The organism is Sulfuricurvum kujiense DSM 16994 (assembly GCF_000183725.1).
Classification (GTDB): domain Bacteria; phylum Campylobacterota; class Campylobacteria; order Campylobacterales; family Sulfurimonadaceae; genus Sulfuricurvum; species Sulfuricurvum kujiense.
The window spans coordinates 1,758,398-1,778,575 of the sequence record NC_014762.1 but is presented as its reverse complement, the minus strand read 5'-3'; the positions used below and the strand labels follow the sequence as shown (position 1 = coordinate 1,778,575).

General features: G+C 49.9%; 18 protein-coding genes. 11 read left to right on the top strand and 7 right to left on the bottom strand.

Annotated features, from left to right (window positions below):
* The first annotated feature begins 52 nt into the window (after window positions 1-52).
* The 3 genes from SULKU_RS08865 to SULKU_RS08855 are packed head-to-tail and all read left to right on the top strand — an operon-like array spanning window position 53 to window position 1,228.
* Complete coding sequence (locus SULKU_RS08865; RefSeq protein ID WP_013460624.1) at window positions 53-358, top strand: BrnT family toxin; 306 nt, start codon at window positions 53-55, stop codon at window positions 356-358.
* Window positions 342-599, top strand: coding sequence for a BrnA antitoxin family protein (locus SULKU_RS08860; RefSeq protein WP_013460623.1), 258 nt, complete (start codon window positions 342-344; stop codon window positions 597-599). Before SULKU_RS08865 ends, SULKU_RS08860 begins: the two co-directional genes overlap by 17 nt.
* Before the next feature lie 29 nt (window positions 600-628).
* The gene (locus SULKU_RS08855; RefSeq protein WP_013460622.1) at window positions 629-1,228 is read left to right on the top strand and encodes a pentapeptide repeat-containing protein; all 600 of its coding nucleotides are present in this window, start codon (window positions 629-631) and stop codon (window positions 1,226-1,228) included.
* 107 nt (window positions 1,229-1,335) lie between these two features.
* Here SULKU_RS08855 and SULKU_RS08850 read toward each other — a convergent pair whose 3' ends face one another.
* Genes SULKU_RS08850 through SULKU_RS08830 form a run of 5 tightly spaced genes read right to left on the bottom strand, consistent with a single transcriptional unit; the run spans window position 1,336 to window position 7,560 of the window.
* Entirely contained in the window at window positions 1,336-2,040 is a 705-nt protein-coding gene (locus SULKU_RS08850) for a pseudouridine synthase (protein ID WP_013460621.1), read from the bottom strand.
* Window positions 2,030-3,862: an ABC-F family ATP-binding cassette domain-containing protein gene (locus tag SULKU_RS08845; protein ID WP_013460620.1), complete on the bottom strand. Its 1,833-nt coding sequence runs from the start codon at window positions 3,860-3,862 to the stop codon at window positions 2,030-2,032. Before SULKU_RS08845 ends, SULKU_RS08850 begins: the two co-directional genes overlap by 11 nt.
* A gap of 10 nt (window positions 3,863-3,872) precedes the next feature.
* A complete protein-coding gene (locus SULKU_RS08840; RefSeq protein ID WP_013460619.1) occupies window positions 3,873-4,949 on the bottom strand; it encodes a DHH family phosphoesterase in 1,077 nt (358 codons plus the stop codon).
* Between the two features lie 7 nt (window positions 4,950-4,956).
* Entirely contained in the window at window positions 4,957-7,152 is a 2,196-nt protein-coding gene (gene flhA, locus SULKU_RS08835; RefSeq protein WP_013460618.1) for a flagellar biosynthesis protein FlhA, read from the bottom strand.
* A 3-nt stretch (window positions 7,153-7,155) separates the two neighbouring features.
* The gene (locus SULKU_RS08830) at window positions 7,156-7,560 is read right to left on the bottom strand and encodes an RrF2 family transcriptional regulator (protein WP_013460617.1); all 405 of its coding nucleotides are present in this window, start codon (window positions 7,558-7,560) and stop codon (window positions 7,156-7,158) included.
* Window positions 7,561-7,722: 162 nt separating this feature from the next.
* Here SULKU_RS08830 and rpsO point away from each other — a divergent pair, with 162 nt between their 5' ends.
* From rpsO to SULKU_RS08790, 8 genes are all read left to right on the top strand, one after another.
* A complete protein-coding gene (gene rpsO / locus SULKU_RS08825; protein ID WP_013460616.1) occupies window positions 7,723-7,998 on the top strand; it encodes a 30S ribosomal protein S15 in 276 nt (91 codons plus the stop codon).
* 166 nt (window positions 7,999-8,164) lie between these two features.
* On the top strand, window positions 8,165-11,533 hold the full coding sequence (locus SULKU_RS08820; protein WP_013460615.1) for a transglutaminase family protein: 3,369 nt from the start codon (window positions 8,165-8,167) through the stop codon (window positions 11,531-11,533).
* 43 nt (window positions 11,534-11,576) lie between these two features.
* Window positions 11,577-14,057, top strand: a complete 2,481-nt coding sequence (locus tag SULKU_RS08815; protein ID WP_013460614.1) for a circularly permuted type 2 ATP-grasp protein — start codon at window positions 11,577-11,579, stop codon at window positions 14,055-14,057.
* 3 nt (window positions 14,058-14,060) lie between these two features.
* On the top strand, window positions 14,061-14,951 hold the full coding sequence (locus SULKU_RS08810) for a transglutaminase family protein (RefSeq protein WP_013460613.1): 891 nt from the start codon (window positions 14,061-14,063) through the stop codon (window positions 14,949-14,951).
* A 115-nt stretch (window positions 14,952-15,066) separates the two neighbouring features.
* Window positions 15,067-16,431 (top strand): circularly permuted type 2 ATP-grasp protein, encoded by a 1,365-nt coding sequence (locus tag SULKU_RS08805; RefSeq protein WP_013460612.1) that lies wholly within the window; start codon window positions 15,067-15,069, stop codon window positions 16,429-16,431.
* Complete coding sequence (locus SULKU_RS08800; protein WP_013460611.1) at window positions 16,428-17,126, top strand: alpha-E domain-containing protein; 699 nt, start codon at window positions 16,428-16,430, stop codon at window positions 17,124-17,126. Before SULKU_RS08805 ends, SULKU_RS08800 begins: the two co-directional genes overlap by 4 nt.
* Before the next feature lie 10 nt (window positions 17,127-17,136).
* Window positions 17,137-18,075: a M14 family metallopeptidase gene (locus tag SULKU_RS08795; RefSeq protein WP_013460610.1), complete on the top strand. Its 939-nt coding sequence runs from the start codon at window positions 17,137-17,139 to the stop codon at window positions 18,073-18,075.
* Window positions 18,072-19,004, top strand: coding sequence for a M14 family metallopeptidase (locus tag SULKU_RS08790; protein ID WP_013460609.1), 933 nt, complete (start codon window positions 18,072-18,074; stop codon window positions 19,002-19,004). Before SULKU_RS08795 ends, SULKU_RS08790 begins: the two co-directional genes overlap by 4 nt.
* A gap of 18 nt (window positions 19,005-19,022) precedes the next feature.
* Here the strand turns inward: SULKU_RS08790 and SULKU_RS08785 are convergent, their stop codons facing one another.
* Entirely contained in the window at window positions 19,023-19,364 is a 342-nt protein-coding gene (locus tag SULKU_RS08785; RefSeq protein ID WP_013460608.1) for a hypothetical protein, read from the bottom strand.
* Window positions 19,365-19,439: 75 nt separating this feature from the next.
* Window positions 19,440-20,159 carry a 3-deoxy-manno-octulosonate cytidylyltransferase gene (gene kdsB / locus SULKU_RS08780; protein WP_013460607.1) on the bottom strand — a complete coding sequence of 240 codons (720 nt, stop codon included), beginning with the start codon at window positions 20,157-20,159 and terminating at the stop codon, window positions 19,440-19,442.
* Between the last annotated feature and the right edge of the window lie 19 nt (window positions 20,160-20,178).

Genomic DNA, 20,178 nt, shown 5'->3' with positions numbered 1-20,178 from the left:
TGATGTGGCATTATGTATATAATCATTCCATACATTTTGAAAAAGGTGAGTAATGTTTGATTGTCTCGATGTCGAACGATTACGCGGGTTTGATTGGGATGATGGCAATATCCAGAAAAACAAACTCAAACACGGGCTTGATTTTTGGCTGATCGAAGAGATATTTTTCAACACCCCGTTACTCATTTACGAGGACAATGCCCATTCGGAGCAAGAGTGCCGATGCTATGCGCTGGGAAAGACCGATAATGGACAAATGCTGTTCGTCGCTTTTACCGTGAGAGGGCAAAACATCAGGGTGATTTCGGCACGACCTATGAGCAAAAAGGAGAGAAGCTATTATGAAAAAAATGCCTGAATTAAAAACCGAAGAAGAGATCGCAGAGTTCTGGGACGAACACGACTCGACCGAGTATATCGATTGGGACAAAGCCAAGCCGGTACGCCTCACAAAGCTGCAAAAAAGTGCGAAAACGATTTCGATCCGTATGCCCGTTGATATGATCGAAACGCTGAAAATTCAGGCGAATAAAAATGATATTCCCTATCAGTCGTATCTAAAGATGTTGATTGCGGACGGGTTAAAAGCGCATGGGTAAAGATGCCAATTCACATCTGAATTTTTAACATGATCCCTATCACCGACAACATGGACGTATTCGCCGAGAAGTTCGAGGGTATCGACCTGCACGGCAAAAAGATCACCAAAGCCGAATTCGATGACTGCACCTTCGTCTCTTGCGATTTCAGCGAAACTTTTTTCTCCTCCTGCAAATTCACCGAATGCCGTTTCGAAAACTGCAACCTGAGCGTCATGAAACTTACCAACACCAAAATGAGCGATGTCGATTTCGTCTCGTGCAAGATGGTCGGGATCGACTGGACGATGGCGGACTGGAAGAGTTTGCTCAATGCCGATCCGATCCTTTTTCGCGAGTGTATCCTCAATGACAGCAACTTTTTCGGTCTGAGCATAGAGGGATTGGTGATGCGGGAGTGTAGAGCCAAAGAGGTCGATTTTCGCAACGGAAGTTTTATCAAAGCCGATTTTAGCCGAACCGATTTCAAAGGGGCGCTGTTCGGCAACACCCATCTGGAGGCGGCCAACTTTACCGACGCTTCCAACACCTCTATCGACCTTCGCTCCAACCACCTCAAAGGCGCTATCTTCAGCCGCTACGAAGCGCTCTTTTTACTCGAATCGATGGGGATAGTGCTGGTTGATTAATGATTAATGTTCTCCCGTATCCGAAAGATACGGGTAGCTTTAGGGGGTTGTAGGGACATTTGTCCCTGCCACTTGATGGGCTTTGCCCAGAAAGTGCATAATATTAATTATTTTGACAGTGATTGTGCGTCGATGAGGCGGTATTCCCCCGCCTTTAAATCGCCGAGGGTAAGTGTCCCGAAAGAGCAGCGGTGCAATGCCGTGACATGATTCCCGACCGCCGCAAACATCCGCCGCACCTGATGATACCGCCCCTCGACGATCTCCAGTGTCACATGGGTATCATCGATGACGGTGAGTTTGGCGGGGAGGCACGGGGTTTTTTCGCCGTTAAGCATCAGTGTTCCCGAGGCGAATATCTCTGCTTCGTCCCCTTTGAGCGCTCTATCGAGTCTCGCTTCGTACACTTTCGGCACTTTATGTTTGGGAGAGGTGAGGCGGTGGAGCAGGGCGCCGTCATCGGTGAGGAGCAATAAACCGCTCGTATCCTTGTCGAGCCGCCCGACGGTGGAGATTTTCGGATCGCGAAGCCGCCACCGTTCGGGCAATAGATCATAGACAAGCTTCCCCTCGCCGTCGTCATGACTGCAGACCAGACCTGCGGGCTTGTGCATCAGGATCACGATCCCCTGCGGCGGATCGAGAGGTTCCCCCTCACAGAGGATTTCGTCATGGGAGACTTTCGTATCGCTTTTGAGGGGGAGATTGTGGGCATGGGTGATGATCCCCTCTCGGATGAGGAGTGCGACCTCGCGCCGACTGCAATACCCCAGCGAGGAGAGGAGCTTGTCGAGGCGGAGTTTAGAGCTCACTCAACTTTTCCTCGTATTCAGCTTCGATACGTGTGATCTCGTCGCTGGCGATCTCGAGCCGCTCGAACAGCTCTTCGATCATCTTCTCATCCTCACCGACCTGTTTGGAGAGTTCGAGGAGTTTGGATGTTTCTCCCTGATTGGAATAGGTCGTTAAAAGCTCATGGGAAGTTTTGAGCTTCTCTTCGAGTTTCATGATCGTGTTTTCGCAATGCTCGACCTCTTTTTTGAGGGGACTGAGGAGTTTGGAGCGCTCTTGGATGAGGGCGGCTCGAAGCTGTTTGTTCTCTTTTTTATTGACGTTCGGAGTCACTTTGGCAGGTTTCGGCGCATCGGTGATCTCTTCGTCCCATCCGATTTTTTCCAAGAACTCATCATAGTTTCCGTCGAAAAACTCGGCGTTCCCCTCACGGAAAATGACGAGCTGATCGGCAAGCTCGCGTAATAGCATCTCGGAGTGGGTGACGATGACGACGGAGCCTTCGAAGCGTTTCAGCGCGTCGCAGAGCGAATCGATCGACTGCATATCGAGGTGGTTGGTCGGCTCATCGAGAAAGAGGAGGTTGGCGGGGGTGGCGATGATTTTGCCCAGCATGACGCGGCTGCGCTCTCCCCCGCTAAGGATGGAGATCTTTTTATCGGCATCGTCGCCGCTGAACATCATCGTCCCGCAGATACCGCGGATACGGACGTTTTGCAAAGTGTTGTCGGCGCTTTGGATCTCTTCGGTAATGGTGCGGTTTTTATCGAGTCGGTCGATGTTCGTTTGCCCGAAATGGGCGATGGCGGTGGAGGGGTGAGCGGTAATCTCCCCGTTCGGTGTCAAAACCCCCGCGAGGGTGTTGAGCAGCGTCGATTTCCCTTTGCCGTTTTTACCGATGATGGCGAGGCACTTTTTTGCCTCCAGCGCAAACGAGAGGTTTTTGAACAACAGCTCATCAGGGGTATATCCGAACGAGAGATCTTTGACCTGCATGATCACTTTGGCGGGGGTAGGTTTATACGAGAATGAAAAAGAGAGGTCTTTTTCTCCTTCCAGATCTTCCATAATTCCCATCTTATCGAGCTCTTTTTGTTTGGACTGCGCGAGTGTCGCCGTAGAGGCGCGGGCTTTGTTGCGGGCGACGAAGTCTTCCAGCTCGGCACGCTTTTTATCGTGGTTGATTTTGGTCTTGACGTAGAGTTCGTCTTCCTGTGCCTGGTTGGCGTAATATTTGCGGGTGTCGCCTTTGATGATGCTGACACTTCGTCGGCGCAATCCCATCGTATGGGTTGTTACCGAGTCCATGAAATCGCGATCATGGGTGATGAGGATCACTTCCCCCTCGAACGATCTGATGAACGACGCCAGCCAGCGCAAAGAGACGATATCGAGGTAGTTGGTCGGCTCATCGAGGAGCAGGAGATTGGGTTCGGTGACGAGGAGTTTGACGAGGTTGAGTCGGATCTGATATCCCCCCGAAAAACTCAGCGGGTCTTTCTCCAGATCCTCCTGCGTAAACCCCAGACCGAAAAGGATCTTCTCGACCCGGTAGACTTCGTGCTCCATATCCCCCTCTAGGACGGAGGCACACTCTTCACGGACACTCTTATGGGTAAAATGCAGATGCTGGCGCAGCGTACCGATACGGTAGTTTTTCGGGATGATGATTTCTCCCGAATCGTAAGGCTCTTCGCCGAGGATAATTTTAAAAAGGGTCGATTTTCCGCTCCCGTTGCGTCCGACGAATCCGACTTTGTTTCCGGCGTTCAGTTTAAGGGAGAGGTTTTCGAACAGGAAGCGTGTCCCGTAGCTTTTGGTGAGATTGTTGATCTGAATCATAAAACGGTACTTATTCCTCTATTTTATGGGGGAGTTTTCCCGGCATCGCCTCTTTGTTGGAGAGCATATCTTCCATCTGCCGTTTCACTTTATCGAAGCGAAACTGCTCTTTGAACCCCTGGATTCTGCCGCCCGCCGCGTTCGGATGTCCGCCGCCGCCGACCCATTCGCCCGCCATGAGAGCCACGTCCACTTTATTATGACCGCGCAGACTCATCGTACCGCGTGTACCGACATCGACGATGAAGTCAAAATCACTAAATTCGGTCAAAAAGCCGTTTCCGATGATCGAGGTATTCCCCAGCCCGTAGCTCAAGAATCCTCTCCACCCTTTGTAATAGATGGTCATCGTGGATCGTTTGGTCCCCAGTAACGCGACGATATATTTGGTTGAGAGATTGTCGAGGGTATCATCGACACCGTCTTTGAAAAACTCTTTTTTCATTTTATGGAGCGCTTCATCGAGAATGATGTTGGCGTTGGTGACGTTACGCATTTGCGCCGCCTGCTCAAGCATAGCGAGCTTATAGGCGCGGTCTTCGTCGGCAAACATGACGCGGCTGAGTTCTTTGGCGTCAGAGATGAGGCGCATGCACACCTTGCCGTATTCGAAATCTTCCACTTCGTCCTGGTGCCACAGATCGACGGCATTGACCACTTTGACAAATGCTTCGAGCCATCCGCCCGCTTCCAGACCGTAATGTTCCATCGCGTATTCATAGACGATTTTCGTCGCGCAGCGCTCGGTATCGAGGAAATACCACGGATACTGTGCCGCCGTATCTTTCCCGCTGCCGTGGTGGTCGAGGAGGGTGATGGTGATATTCCATCCCCCCTCGTTGAGGCGGTTGACTTCATTATTCAGCCATTTGGCTTCTTCGGGGTAGAGGTTGAGATCGGTGATCAGGATAGTGGCGCTCTGTTTGCTTTTTTTGATCGTATCGATGATCTCTTCGAGGCGATCCATCACTTCGGCACCGTAGTTGGCGTTGTAGCTGAACATGGTATGTGAGGTTTGCGCCATGACGAGTTGGCAGCTGTAGCCGTCGAGATCGATGTGGGAGAGGTGGTAAAAAGTTTTGGTCATGGTTTTCCTATTTGGTATCTAAAGTGATGGAGCCGAGCACTTCGAATTTGGCGTTCGAATCGATTTCGGCATGGGAGAGGGTCACGATGTCGAGACTGAACCGTTCGTAAATCTCGGCCAGCGGGCGGCGGAGTTTCGGATCGACGATGACGATGATCGGCGAAATCCCTTTTTGGAGCAGTTCGGTCGCTTTTTGGCTGGTGGCCTGGATCAGCCCGTTGATCTCACCGACGTTGAGGAGGAGCTGGCGGGTTCCGTCTCGCTCTTGCGATTTTTCCAGCATCATCTGTTCGCTCATCGTATCGAACGTCAGGAGTTTGATGACACCGTCAGGACTGGTGTAGGCCTGTGTGATGATACGGGAGAGTTTGGCACGGACATGTTCGGTAATGATGTCTACGCTTTTGGTGTATTCGGCGACATCGGCCATCGTCTCGAGGATTGTGATCATATCTTTGAGAGGGATACGCTCGTGCAAGAGGGCTTTGAATACCCGCTGGATAAGACCGATATTTGCCACTTTGAGAAGATCGTCGACGACAACCGGATAGTCGTTTTTGATTTTTTCGATGAGCGATTGGGTCTCTTGGCGGGTGAGAAGCTCTTCGGCATGGCGTTTGATCAGTTCGCTCATATGGGTCGAAATGACGGTTGCCGGGTCAACAACGGTATAGCCGTTGATAATGGCGTCTTCTTTCAGCTCCGGGACGATCCACAGTGCATCGAGGCCGAATGCCGGCTCTTTCGTCGGTTCCCCGTCGATTTCGGCCATCGCCATGCCGCTGTCCATCGCGAGGTAGCGATCCGGCTGGATGAATCCGTCGCCGATATTGACCCCTTTGAGGAGAATTTCGTACTGGGTCGGTTTGAGGTGGAGGTTATCACGGATACGGACCTGCGGCATCAAAAAGCCGAAATCCGAAGCGATTTTACGGCGCATCGAGCGGATACGTTCGAGTAAATCACCCCCTTGAGCGCTGTCAGCCAAACGGATAAGCTGATACCCGAGGGTAAGTTCGAGCATCTCGATTTTGAGGATATCTTCGAGGGCGGCCTCTTCCTCTTTGGCGATCTCTTCGTTTGTTTTCTTCCTCGGTGCGGCAGCAGCGCCCCCTTCTGTAGCCCCTGGGACCCCGGCACTCGGCGAACCGTCTTTTTTCGCAACGGCGGGTGCGGAGGTGAGGACGAGTTCTCCCCTCTCATATTTATAGAGTGCGTATCCCAAGCCGGCGAAAACAAGCCCGACAAAGCCCAATGAGAGTGTCGGTAAACCCGGAACCAAAGCAAAAAGGAGCATGATGAATCCGACGATGATCATGACACGGGCATTTCCCATGAGCTGGTTGATACTGCCTTCGGCGAAGTTTCCGCCCGTATCGCTGGAACCGCGTGTGATCATAATACCGGTTGCGGTGGAGATGATCAGCGCAGGTACCTGCGCTACCAGACCGTCCCCGATCGTGAGGATCGTATAGGTTTGGGCACTGGTACCGACATCAAGATTAAATTGAAAAATCCCGATCAGAAATCCGCCGATGATGTTGACCATCGTGATAATGATCCCCGCGACGGCGTCCCCTTTGATAAATTTACTCGACCCGTCCATTGCTCCGTAGAAATTGGCATCCTGCAAAATCTCCGCACGGCGCCGTTTGGCTTCGGATTCGTCGATCAGTCCGCTGTTGAGATCGGCATCGATCGCCATCTGTTTTCCGGGCATCGCATCGAGGGTGAAGCGTGCTGCAACTTCGGCGACGCGGCCTGAACCTTTGGTGATAACCATGAAATTGATCAAAACCAAAATAATAAAAACGATAACCCCGATGACGATATTTCCGCCGACGACGAAATTTCCGAAACTGGTGATGATATCGCTGACCGCTTCGGGCCCCTCGTGGCCGTGACTTAGAATCATCCGCGTTGTGGAGATATTAAGCGAGAGGCGAAAGAGGGTGATGACCAGCAAGAGTGTCGGAAAGGTCGTCAAATCGGTCGGTTTCGGGATATAAAGCGATATTAGCAGGATAAGAACCGATATGGCGATGACGATTGCCAAAAGAAAATCGAGCATACTGCTCGGCATCGGGACGATAATAATCGCCAAAATCGCCATAACAAAAAAGACGACGCTGAGGTCACGGGAGGCAAAAAGTGCCGATAATACCGTTTTAACGTCGGGAGTTCTATTCTTTACTTTTGCCAAACATTACTCTTCTAAAATGGCTTCGAGGGTGAGGGTGCCTAAAAAGGCATCCACTTTTCCCTGCAATCGGTTTAGAAACGGCCATAATCCGCAACTCATCGCTTTATTGGAGGGGCAATCCTCCTGCGACGGGGAACAGCTGAATACCGCCGGGCTTTTCCCCTCGGCCGCTTCCATCACTTCCAGTACGGTGATTTCGCGGGAATGGCGGGCAAGTTCGAACCCTCCGTTTACCCCTTTGTAAGAGTTGAGAATTCCCTGCCGTGCCAAAGACTGCAGAATCTTCGCCAAAAAGCTTTTGGAGATATCGAGCTCTTTGGAGAGGGTGTCCGCATCGAGGGGATGCCCCGCTTTGGCTAAAACGATCAGAGACAACAATGCGTATTCACTCGCTTTAGTCATTAGCATCTAAAACACCCTCCTGCAATAAAAAGGTTATTATAGCTAAAAATCATAAGAGGCTACTTGCAGAATTTTTTAGCGTAAAACGTGATTTTTTTCGCTATAATTCCGACCCTGCTTGAACGGATTGTCTTTCAAGTAAAATTTTATACCCATCAGGAGGCTATTATGGCTTTAGATACGGCGAACAAAACGCAAATTATCAAACAATACCAAAGAACTGAAGGTGACACAGGTTCAAGCGAAGTGCAAATCGCGCTTCTTTCAACTCGTATCGCTGCTCTTACTGAGCACTTGAAAACATTCAAAAAAGACCACAGCTCACGTCTCGGTCTTTTGAAACTTGTCGGTCAACGCCGCCGTTTGATGCGTTATTTGAAACGTACAAACCGCGAAAGCTACAACAAATTGGTTGCTGATCTCGGTATCCGCGACAACATCTAATTCTTCTTCCCCGATCTTCGGGGATCTCCTCTCTTTACCCATATATTAAGCGCATACTATCTTTTTAATAACACTCTGTCTGTTTATTGTACAGCCGTTGTTTATTGCTTTAGTGTAAATTGTGTTATCCTTTGCCATCATCCAGTAGATTGCCTAAAGGAATCCGATGTCGCTCAAAGTCGTTCTCTCACACAAGACCCATTATGCTTTCGATAAACCGATCAATCTTTCTCCCCATGTGATACGTCTTCGTCCCGCCCCTCACAGCCGTACGCCGATTGAAGCGTATTCGCTCAATATAAAGCCGGAAGATCATTTTATCAATTGGCAGCAAGACCCGTTCGGAAACTATCTGGCACGGATCGTTTTTCCGGAGAAGACGACGGAACTCTCTATCGATGTGGAGGTTTTGGCCGAATTGGTCAGTATCAACCCGTTTGATTTTTTCGTCGAAGAGTATGCGACTGATTTTCCGTTCAAATATAAAAAAGAGCTCAAAAAAGAGTTATCCCCCTATCTGGAGATTACCGAAGAGGGTAAAAAACTCAAAAAGTTTCTCAAAACGCTCGATTTGACTCCCCGAAATATTAACGATTTCCTCGTCGATCTGAATATGGCGGTCCATAAATATCTCGACTACACAATCCGTATGGAACCGGGGGTGCAGAGCTGCGAAGTGACGCTGGAAAACAAGCTGGGTTCATGCCGCGATTTCGCATGGCTGTTCGTGCAGGTGCTTCGACATCTTGGGCTTGCGGCACGGTTTGTTTCGGGGTATCTCGTTCAGCTCTCCGCCGATGTCGCTTCATTGGACGGCCCTAGCGGCCCTGCGGAGGATTTTACCGACCTGCATGCGTGGACGGAGGTCTATATCCCGGGTGCGGGATGGATCGGGCTGGATGCGACGAGCGGACTGTTCGCCGCCGAGGGACATATACCGCTGGCATGTACCCCGAATCCTGAGAGTGCCGCTCCCGTCGAGGGGGCTATGGATAAGTGCGAGGTCGAATTTACCTATTCCAACACTGTTACGCGCGTTTTTGAATCTCCCCGGGTTACAAAACCTTACCGAGCCGAGCAGTGGGAAGCGATTGACAAACTGGGGCATCTGGTGGATCAGGAATTGGTGAAAAACGATGTCCGTCTCACGATGGGGGGAGAACCGACGTTTGTCTCCATCGACGATATGGAATCGCCAGAGTGGAATACCGAAGCGGACGGCCCTCACAAACGTGAGTTGGCGAATGTCCTCTCCCGCCGTCTTTTAAGATCGTTTGGAAAAGGGGGAATGCTTCACCATGCGCAGGGCAAATGGTATCCGGGTGAACCGCTTCCGCGATGGATGAGCACGATTATTTGGCGGCGTGACGGCCAAGCGATCTGGAATAACCCCGAGCTGCTGGCGAGTCTGGATCAGACGTTCGATTACACTCCCGAAGATGCACGGAAATTTTTAGCCAAGCTTTGTCTGAATCTGGGAATCAGCGATCAAAACATTCACGATGCCTACAACGACCCTCTCATCGCACTCCTGCAAGAATCGCTGCTGCCGATCGATGTCGATCCGATGAAAACATCGATGAAAGATTCATTAGAGCGGCGCGCATTGGCAGAGAATCTCTCCAGCGGCATCGATAAACCTGCCGGATTCGTCCTCCCGCTGAATTGGGGGACGACCCGCTGGGTAACATGCCGTTGGGAATTTAGACGTGCGCAGCTCTTTCTCGCACCGGGAACCTCTCCGGTAGGCTTGCGTCTGCCGCTTGATTCGCTGACCCATAAACCGCAGGTGGAGCTGGAACAGAGTTTCGAACCCGATCTTTTTGCCGCTTTTCCCTCACTGGGAGAATACCACAGTGCGGTAAAAGCACGTGCGGCAAAGGTGAAAAAAACGACGAAAAAAACACCGGATTACGAGGTGTTCGTCCGGACGGCTCTGAGTGTCGAGATACGCGAATCCAAACTCTTTATTTTCCTCCCTCCGATCACCGATACCGAAGCGTTTTTAGACCTGATCGCCTCGATCGAAGAGACGGCTGAAGCACTGAATATGGCGGTCATGATCGAGGGGTATGAGCCTCCGAACGATTTGCGTCTGGAGAAGATGCGGGTCACTCCGGACCCGGGGGTCATCGAGGTGAATATCCATCCAACCTCAAGCTGGGAAGAGCTCACGGATGTCATTGATACCCTCTATGAAGATGCCCATTTCTCCCGTCTGGGGACACTCAAATTTATGCAAGACGGCAAGCAAAGCGGAACGGGGGGAGGAAACCATGTTACGATTGGAGGGATTACACCGAGTGACAGTCCGCTGCTGCGCCGTCCCGAACTTTTGCGCTCGCTTATTACGTTTTGGCAGCATCATCCGAGTCTCTCATATCTGTTCTCAGGACAGTTTATCGGGCCTACTTCTCAGGCTCCCCGCGTCGATGAGGGGCGGTTGGAAAACCTGTATGAACTCGAGATCGCGTTTAACCAAATCCCGGAAGAGGGAGAGGTACCGTTTTGGCTCACCGACCGGCTGTTTCGCCATATGCTCACCGATTTGACGGGGAACACCCACCGAAGCGAGTTTTGTATCGATAAACTCTATTCCCCAGACTCCTCCACGGGGAGACTCGGGATTTTGGAATTAAGAGGGTTTGAGATGCCGCCGCACGCCCAGATGTCGTTGGTGCAGATGCTTCTGATCCGTACCCTCGTGTCGCTCTTTTGGAAAAAACCGTACAAACATAAATTGGTTCGTTGGGGGACACAGCTGCACGATAAATTTCTGATCGAACATTACGTCCGCGACGATATCCGTGATATCGTCGCATTTTTGCGTGCCGAGGGGTACGGGTTTGAGAACGACTGGTTCGATCCGTTTTTCGAGTTCCGTTTCCCGTTGTACGGGATGAGTACGATCGAGGGGATACATTGTGAACTGCGTGGCGGGATCGAACCGTGGAACGTACTGGGGGAAGAATCGAGTTCGCAGGGAACTGCCCGATACGTCGATTCTTCGGTAGAGCGGGTACAGATCAAGGTCAATGATTTCGTCAGCGAACGCTATGTCATCACCTGCAACGGGGTACGGGTCCCTCTCGTCTCGACGGGTGTGGAGGGGGAATTCGTCGCTGGCGTGCGCTACCGTGCATGGCAGCCGTGGTCGGCACTCCATCCGACGATTGGGGTCGATACGCCGCTCGTGTTTGATATCGTCGATACGTGGAACCGACGTTCCATGGGAGGGTTTACCTATTTTATCGCCCACCCTGGCGGTCGTGCCTACGATACGTTTCCGGTCAATTCCCTCGAAGCGCAATCACGCCGTATCAGCCGCTACTGGGGATTCGGACATACCCAAGGGGAGATCGAAGAGGTGCATGAACCGCTTATCCGTTCCCAAGAATCGGGTGAAGAGACTGCTTCGCGGGTTGTCCGAAATCACCCTCAGAAAAAAGTGTTCGCGTATCAAGAGCTTCCGGGGTCGCTGGAATATCCGCATACCCTCGATTTGCGCCGAAAATGGAGCCCTAATGCACAATAGGGTAAAATCCGCTACACACTTAATAAGTAAAAGGTAATCTGCTTTGGACTCTATCTTTGAACGCTATTCTCAAAGTTCATCGTACGATGAGATGTTTGACGCGGAAAAAAATATTCGCCCTCATTGGGAGAAACTGAAATCGAATCTTGAACGGATCGGTTTGGAACAGTTGCTCGTCAAGCAAAAAGAGATCGACTGGCGTCTGGAAGACAACGGAGTTACCTACAACGTTTACAATGATCCCGGCGGATTTAATCGCCCGTGGAAACTTGATCCGATCCCTTTGATTATCGAAGAGGAACAATGGAATCTGGTGGAAGAGGGGCTTAAGCAGCGGTGCAGACTGTTTAATCTGCTGCTGCAGGATATCTACGGCGAACAAAAAGCGATTCAAGAGGGCATTATCCCGATGGAAGTGATCTATGCGCACGGCGGGTTTATGCGCGAAATGCACGGGATGAAAATGCCGTTGACGATCTATGCCGCCGACATGGCACGCGGGCCTGACGGAAAAATCTGGGTGGTCAATGACCGTACACAAGCCCCTTCGGGTTTGGGATACTCGATCGAAAACCGCCTGACGATGAACGGGGCAATGCCCGATATGTTTGAGGGGATTTCGGTCAAACGGCTGTACGATTTTTTCGAAACGTTTAAATCGATTTTTCAAGGCGAGGGTTCCGGACGCCACAGTGAGACGCTTAACGTCCTTCTTTCGCCGGGGCCGCACAATGAAACCTATTTCGAACATGCCTATTTGAGCTCTTTTTTAGGGCTTACTTTGGTTCAGGGACAGGATCTGCTGGCTAAAAACGGAGCCGTCTGGCTCAAAAGTCTTAAAGGGCTCCGCCGTGTGGATACGATTTTACGCCGTGTGGATGAGAGCTACTGTGATCCGTTGGAACTGCGTCAGGATTCGCAGCTCGGTGTCGCCGGATTGGTTCAGTCGATCAGAGCGGGGGGGGTAGAGATGCTGAACCCGCTGGGAAGCGGCGTACTGGAAAATTTGGGGCTGAATCCGTTTATGTCCCATTTGGCACGCTACTTTTTGGATGAAGAGCTCATATTGCCCCAGATCGCCACATGGTGGTGCGGGCAGAGCAAGGAAAAAGAGTTCGTTTTGGATAATTTGGAACGTCTTATTATCAAAACAATCGATCGGCTGGGGGAAAAACACACCTATATCGGCAAACAGCTGAGTAAAAAAGAGCTGAAATCTCTCCGTCAGGAGATATTGGATCAACCTCACCGCTATGTCGGGCAAGAGGAGGTTGAGTTCGCGAGCTGTCCGACCCTAGTAAAAGAGTCGATTGAGCCTCGAAAAGCGGTTATCCGTGCCTATACGATTGTTCAGGATGATCGCTATACGGTGATGCCGGGAGCTTTGGTGCGGGTAGGGGCGGGGAATGATTCGCTCGTCGTATCCAACCAATTTGGAGGGAGCAGTAAAGATTTATGGGTTTTGGGAGAGTCTCAAAGCATCCCTCCGACCCCGCTGTTTCACTCCAAAACGGCTGCGGAAAATTCGTTGGAAAATATCCCGAGCCTTCGTGCGGAGAACCTTTTTTGGCTGGGACGCTATCTTATGCGCTCCATCATTACCGCTCGAATGATCCGTACAACTCTCAAATATATGACAAACGCTTCACGCTATGATCAGGTCTCCAATCATCAAACCTTGGAGATGCTCACCAAAGCGCTTACTCACGTGACGATGACCTATCCGGGGTTTTTAGATGAGGAGAACACTCCATCGGCGTTTGACGAGATTGCTTCGGTGAGTTTTAACGCGACAAGAGTGGGGAGTTTGGCGCAGATTATTACGATGCTCTCTAATGCTAACACGTATGCCAAAAGTATTTTACCGCTTGAAGCGTCCCGTATATATGAACGGATGAACCGTGAATGGAATCAGTTTTGTTCCGAAGCGACGGCGAATCCGCGATTGATGATTCATAATCTTGATCAACTGCTGATGCAGCTGATGGCCTATAAAGAACTGATTCAAGAGTCTTTATTTGTCGATCAGGGATCATTGCTGTACGAGATCGGAGCCCGGATCGAGCGTTCTCAGCTGCTTATCTCCAAAGCACGGGCGTTGCTTACCCCTGCCCATGACGAACTGAGCGAATATGAAATTTTAGAGACGCTGCTCAGTACGTGCGAAAGTCTCAATGCGTATCGTGCACGGTATCGCTCATCGTACGAGATGAGAAATATTATCGAGTTTTTGCTTCTCGATATAAATTTCCCGAAATCGTTGATCAGCGAGGTGGATGGATTGATGAAAATCCTCCCTCAACTGCCGAAATTTAAAAATGCCACCTATCTAAGCCGCTATGAAGAGCCTATTTTTGAAGTCTTTTCAATGTTGCGGCTCAGTAAAATCGATACCCTTTGTTCGTTAGGCGCTAATGAATATATTCGAAGCGAACTCGATTCGCTCCTCTCCGAACTCTCGGCCAAGCTGTTGTTGGCCTCTTCGGAGTTGTCCAAAACCTATTTTGCCCATTATGACGAGTAACCGATGATATATACCGTTTATCACAGCACCCGATTCATTTATCAGCATGAAGTCGGGTTCAGCCATAACCTTATCCGTTTGCAGCCGCGAAATACCGCTACCCAAAAAGTGCTCAATTTTGATCTCACGATCGAGCCGATTGCGGCAGAGATTGAAGGGTATGACGATTTTTTCGGAAATCATCTGCATCATCTGCTGGTGCGCGAGCCGCATACCGTTTTGAACGTTGCGGCTCAGTCGAGGGTAGAAATCGATTTTAACGCGATAGAGCGGCTTCAGGAAAATCGCCAGAGAGCCGCTTCGCTTACGTACGCGCAGGCACAGGAGAGGATGATGTTTCTTACCCCTGAGATTATCGAAGCCAAACAGTTCGCGCTTAAAAGTCCGCTGCTCCCTATCGCCTCCGCTGAGATTTTGCAGTATGTTCTGCACTCCATCAAGCCGGAGCGCTCTTTGTATGAGGGAATTATGGAGTTTATGGAACGGATATTTACTGATTTCTCGTTTGTAAGCGGTTTTAGCGATCTCAGTACTCCGGTTGAGCGGGTATTCGCCGAAAAAAAAGGGGTTTGTCAGGATTTTGCCCATTTTGCCCTTACCGCGTTGCGGGGAGCGGGTTTATGTGTCCGTTATATGAGCGGTTACATTGAGACTAATCCACAGGAGGGTTCGGAGAAACTATTCGGTTCCGATGCGTCTCATGCATGGATCGGGGTATTTTTCCCGGGATTCGGATGGTTCGAATTTGATCCTACCAATAATTTGGTTCCGATCGATCAGCATATTCTTTTGGGATACGGTCGTGACTACAGTGATATCTCTCCGATGCAGGGGGTCGTCGTCGGAAGCGGCTCGAGTCATTTAGGGGTGATGGTGGATGTTTCCAGAGAGTAGATTTTTATAAATAGGTTCTTTTTGCATGATTAATGCGTAATTGTATTTTTTTTAAGCAACCCATGAGATCAGATTAGGATATCATTGAATAAGTCCTAATTTTCAAGGGGTATTGATGCTCGAGCCCGTATGTCCTGAATTACAAAAGTTTTATGATATTTTTGATCAAGTCGATCAAAGTAAAGTCTCTGAGTTTAAAGAGTTTCTAGAAGCCAATGCGGTCAATTTCAATCTGTTTAAAGACGGAACTTTTATTGAACGCTCTTTCCCTTTCGATATGATCCCCCGTATCATTCCCAAGTCTGAATTCGACGAGTTGGAAGAGGGGATTATTCAGCGTGTCAAAGCCCTCAACGCTTTTTTAAACGATATTTACAATGATCAGAAAATTGTCAAAGACGGTATAGTCCCGCGTGAGTATGTCGATTCGGCAAAAGCGTTTTTGCCTGAATTTATGGGTGTCAATCCCCCAAAAGGGATTCGTACCCATATCAGCGGTATCGATTTGGTGAAAGACGCCGTGAGCGGTAAATGGGTGATTCTCGAAGATAACCTTCGCGTTCCCAGCGGAGTGAGTTATCCCCTCACTATCCGCCGTGCGTTTCGCCACACCTATCCCGAATTTTTCGAATCGATGAAAATCAGCAAAATCAAGCATTACGGTGATGAACTCAAAGCGGCGATGGATTACGTCAATACGGGGGGACTCAATGTCGTTCTCACCCCGGGTCGCTATAACTCCGCCTATTACGAACACAGCTACCTGGCAAAAATTACCGGAGCCACGCTCGCAACCGGGGATGATTTAATCGTTCAAAACGATGAAGTCTTCTTATGCTCGTACGACGGAGAACGCCAGCGGGTCGGAGCGATCTATCGGCGGCTGGATGATGATTTTCTCGATCCCGAAGAATTTGAACCCGATACCCTCATCGGGGTAAAAGGGATCACGCGCGCTTACCGAGCCGGAAACATCGCTATTATGAACAGCATCGGCAACGGCGTCGCCGATGACAAGGGTATTTATTATTTCGTCCCCCAAATGGTCAAATATTATTTGGATGAGGAGCCGATACTCTCGAACGCTCCGACCTATCTTCCGTATTATGAAAAAGACCGTGAATACGTTCTGGCGAATATCGACAAACTCGTTATCAAAGACGTTGCGGAAGCGGGAGGGTACGGCGTATTGTTCGGGAACCGTTTAACGAGCGAAAAACGCGCTGAAATTATCGAGATGATTTTGGCGGAGCCGCGCCGATGGATCGCTCAGGAGGTGATCGAGTTTTACGATCTGCCGTGTATGATGGAAGGGGGTATCGTCCCCCGCAAAGCCGATCTTCGCGCCTATGTCATCCATGGGGAAAAAGTGACCGTCAGTATGGGCGGGTTGACCCGCTATGCGATGGAAGAGGGGAACTATTTGGTCAATTCGTCCCAAGGGGGCGGCTTTAAAGATACATGGGTGGTGGAATTATGATTATCAACGGGATGGCTATTTCGGTAAATACCGCTCAGCGGCTCTATTGGTTCGGACGGTACGTTCAGCGTGCCGAGACAATGCTTAGAGAACTGGTCAACGCCTATGATTATATTATTGATCGGGATTTTGAGGAGGGGCATAAGCTCTATAGCAAACTGGGTGTTGAAATCGAATATAAAAATGCTCTCGATTTCCTGAAACAAGGGGTATACGGAACCTACGGCGGGAGTATCGAGCAGATTATCAGCTGGGCCAGAGAAAACGCGATTGAGACGCGCCACTTGCTTGATGAGAGAGGGTTTGCCACCCTCAATAAAATTTACAATCAATTGGTTGAGCGGCGAGAGCGTGCGGTGAGTCCGTCCAATCTCGAAGAGATTATCGATGACTGCAGCTTGATTTTAGGGATCTTTTCGACCGAGTTGGATCGTACGCGCGCTTATCAATTGATCCGTTTCGGACAGCAGATCGAGAGATTTGACCTTATTTTACGGCTCTACGGAGAGATTGAGATGGTGGCGGCCGATATTGATGTGATCAATGCGATCGCGCGTCAGTTGAACCGCAACTACCGTCCGATTAATGTGACAACGTCCGATATCTCGAAGTTTTTGGTATTTCTTAACGGCGTTGTCGATCGGGTGATTCAAAAAGATACCTGCGCTTCGGTATCGCTCCAAACACAATCATGATGGAGACATTATGGGCGTTATAGAAGAAGTTTTTTCGATCGATCTTCCCGTAGGGGAGCAGTTTCGGATCCAGCGGTGCCGATACACGCCCAAAGAAGGCGAAACGTCAAAGCGCATCTCCATCGTCAGCGGGATTCACGGAGACGAGTTGGAAGGTCAGTACGTCTGTTTTTTGCTCGGAGAGTGGCTTCGCGCTAATCCGGACAAGATCAAAGCGACGATTGATATCTATCCCGCCATCAACTCTTTGGGACTTGACAGTATCACCCGTTCGGTTCCTTTCTATGATGTCGATTTAAACCGCATTTTTCCCGGAAGCAAAAACGACTTCCTCCCCGCACAGATTGCCGATGGGGTCATCAGTGCGATGAGCGGATCGGAGATAGCGATTGATATCCACTCTTCCAATGTCTTTTTACGCGAAATACCGCAGGTGCGCATCGCCAAATCCCAGGAAAAAACCCTCGTCCCGCTCGCCAATAAGCTTAACATCGATTTTGTCTGGGTACACGATGCGGTCACGGTTTTAGAATCGACCTTTGCTCATGCGATGAATACGCTGGGGACGAAAACTCTCGTGGTCGAGATGGGGGTCGGTATGCGTTTGGGCAAAGCGTACGGGCATCAGCTGCTGGACGGTATTTTAAATCTGATGGCGGAAGAGGGTTTTTTGGCGATAGAACCGCTGAATGTCCGTTTTCCGATTCAGTCGCACGTCGGGGAAGTGGCATATCTGAACGCTTCACAGCCGGGATTGTTCGTTCCGTCCATCGAACACTGTCAGATGATCGAGAAAGGTTCCGTCGTAGGGACAATCGTCGATCCGCTCAGCGGCGCAACGCTCGATGAGGTGATCGCTCCGATCGGAGGGATACTGTTTACACTCAGGGCCTATCCTATCGTTTATGAGGGATCCTTGGTCGGACGTATATTTGGAGAAAACGGATGAAGCGGCTCGAAATACTTAATTTTAAATCTCCCAACCGCGCTCCGCTCAAAGTCGAGGGGTTTTTATTCGGTGAAGAATCAAAGGGCCCTTCTATCGCGATCGTAGGAGCGATGAGCGGAGATCATATTAATCAGCTTTATGTTGCTTCCCGTCTGGTCGATTATCTTCGTCAAAAAGAGGAAGAGGGGAAAATCATCGGCAAAATTCTGGTAATACCGGCGGTCAATACCTATGCTTTGAATATGGGGGAGACGTTTTGGCCGCTCGATAAAACCGACATCAATATGATGTTCCCCGGCTATGCACAGGGTGAGACGACACAGCGGATTGCCGCAAAGCTGTTTCAATCCCTTCAGGGATTCGATTACGGCATTATCTTGGAGGGGCGTCGGGATCAGGGGATGTGTCTGCCTTACGTCAAAATCATCAAAAGCGGCTATGAGGATATCGAATCGGCACGGGATTTGGGGATGCGTTTTATCCATTATCGCCCTTACAGCCCGATCGAGACGGTAATGCTCCAGTATAACTGGCAGCTGTGGGAGACAAAAGCCCTCTCCATCGTATTCGGTAAAAACGGTGCGATTAATAATACCACCAGCAGTGAAGTCCACGAAGCGCTGGTGCGTTTAATGACGAAGCGCGGGATGCTGGATCTTCCGATGTTTGAGGGATATTCGAGCAATATCATACAGCCCGAATATATTACGGTGCTAAAAGCTTCCCGTGCGGGTATTTTCGATTCGGTGGTTTCCTGCGGTGCGACAGTGGAGAAAGGGGATATATTAGGTCGTATTACCGATGCACTCAGCGGGGAAAAGCTGGAAAAAATCGTAGCACCGATTGGCGGGGTGTTAACATGCCAGTATGCCAGCCCCCTTATTTTTCAAAATTCAATCGCTTTTCGGATCGCTTCGGTCGAAAAATAAGAAAAAGGGCGGATGCCCTTAAATGTCGTGGTGGTAATGATCCAAAATCCGCGTATACTCTTCATACACTTGTTTTGGAGTAAGCGACGTTTTATACATTCGGAGAATCTGGCGCGTAAATTCGATAGGATATTCGATCGTCAATCCTTTGTTTTGTGCATAAATTTTAGCTAATGTAGCGTACATACCCTCATAAATTTCGGGCTCTTCAGCTTTTAGGCGGTCCAGATTTTCTTGTGCTTGAATAAGTTTGGCATCGTTAAATTCGCCCCGTTCATTGATCGTCTTTCGGGCTTCGACATACTCTTTGAGGCTTTTGCGGTTGAGAACGTAATCGGTAAACGTTTCGATGAGTGACATTTCTTGTCCTTTATTCGTTTTAATAATTCTACGACTTAAGTATAGCAACAGTATAGCAATTAAAAACCTTTTATATCAAACGCCGAAAATCTTCTTTGCCCGCTCCAAATCTTCCACCGTATCGATCCCGAATCCGGCACTCGCCACTTTGATCATCGAGATTTTTTTGCCGTGATAGAGGGCGCGTAACTGTTCGAGCTTTTCGATATCTTCGAGGGGTGCTTCGCCCAGCGCACAGAAATCATGGAGCGATTTTTTCGTAAATCCGTAAATCCCGATATGTCCGAAATAGTTCGCTTCCCCGCTGCGGTTGAACGGGATGGGTGAACGGGAGAAATAGATCGCGTTATGATCCGCGTCGGTGATCACTTTGACGAGGTTCGGGTCCTGTGCCGATTCGGTATTGATCGCGTTGTAGCAGCTCGCCATAATGAACGGAGCATTTTGCTTTTTCAGTTCGTTCAGACGCTCTATCAGCAGTTCCAGCACTTCGGTTTCGATAAACGGCTCGTCGGCTTGGACGTTGATGATGAGTTCGTCATCTGGTACGTCGATAATCTGGGCGCACTCGTTGATGCGGTCGGTTCCGCTTTTGTGCGTCGTAGAGGTGAGACGCGCTTCGACGCCGTACTGAGCGCAGATATCGAGGATTTTTTCATCGTCGCAGGCGACCACGACACGGTCGATCCCCTCTACCCGTTTGGCGGTGCGGATCACCATCGGCAATCCGCCGATATCGGCGAGCACTTTTTCGGGAAAACGGGTGGAGGCGAGACGGGCAGGGATAATAATCATAGTTAAACCTATAGAGAGA

Coding starts and splice junctions, on each gene's coding strand:
- SULKU_RS08865 (WP_013460624.1), top strand. CDS start 53: ATGTTTGATTGTCTCGATGTCGAACGATTACGCGGGTTTGATTGGGAT.
- SULKU_RS08860 (WP_013460623.1), top strand. CDS start 342: ATGAAAAAAATGCCTGAATTAAAAACCGAAGAAGAGATCGCAGAGTTC.
- SULKU_RS08855 (WP_013460622.1), top strand. CDS start 629: ATGATCCCTATCACCGACAACATGGACGTATTCGCCGAGAAGTTCGAG.
- SULKU_RS08845 (WP_013460620.1), bottom strand. CDS start 3,862: ATGATTCAGATCAACAATCTCACCAAAAGCTACGGGACACGCTTCCTG.
- SULKU_RS08840 (WP_013460619.1), bottom strand. CDS start 4,949: ATGACCAAAACTTTTTACCACCTCTCCCACATCGATCTCGACGGCTAC.
- SULKU_RS08830 (WP_013460617.1), bottom strand. CDS start 7,560: ATGCTAATGACTAAAGCGAGTGAATACGCATTGTTGTCTCTGATCGTT.
- rpsO (WP_013460616.1), top strand. CDS start 7,723: ATGGCTTTAGATACGGCGAACAAAACGCAAATTATCAAACAATACCAA.
- SULKU_RS08820 (WP_013460615.1), top strand. CDS start 8,165: ATGTCGCTCAAAGTCGTTCTCTCACACAAGACCCATTATGCTTTCGAT.
- SULKU_RS08810 (WP_013460613.1), top strand. CDS start 14,061: ATGATATATACCGTTTATCACAGCACCCGATTCATTTATCAGCATGAA.
- SULKU_RS08805 (WP_013460612.1), top strand. CDS start 15,067: ATGCTCGAGCCCGTATGTCCTGAATTACAAAAGTTTTATGATATTTTT.
- SULKU_RS08800 (WP_013460611.1), top strand. CDS start 16,428: ATGATTATCAACGGGATGGCTATTTCGGTAAATACCGCTCAGCGGCTC.
- SULKU_RS08795 (WP_013460610.1), top strand. CDS start 17,137: ATGGGCGTTATAGAAGAAGTTTTTTCGATCGATCTTCCCGTAGGGGAG.
- SULKU_RS08790 (WP_013460609.1), top strand. CDS start 18,072: ATGAAGCGGCTCGAAATACTTAATTTTAAATCTCCCAACCGCGCTCCG.
- SULKU_RS08785 (WP_013460608.1), bottom strand. CDS start 19,364: ATGTCACTCATCGAAACGTTTACCGATTACGTTCTCAACCGCAAAAGC.
- kdsB (WP_013460607.1), bottom strand. CDS start 20,159: ATGATTATTATCCCTGCCCGTCTCGCCTCCACCCGTTTTCCCGAAAAA.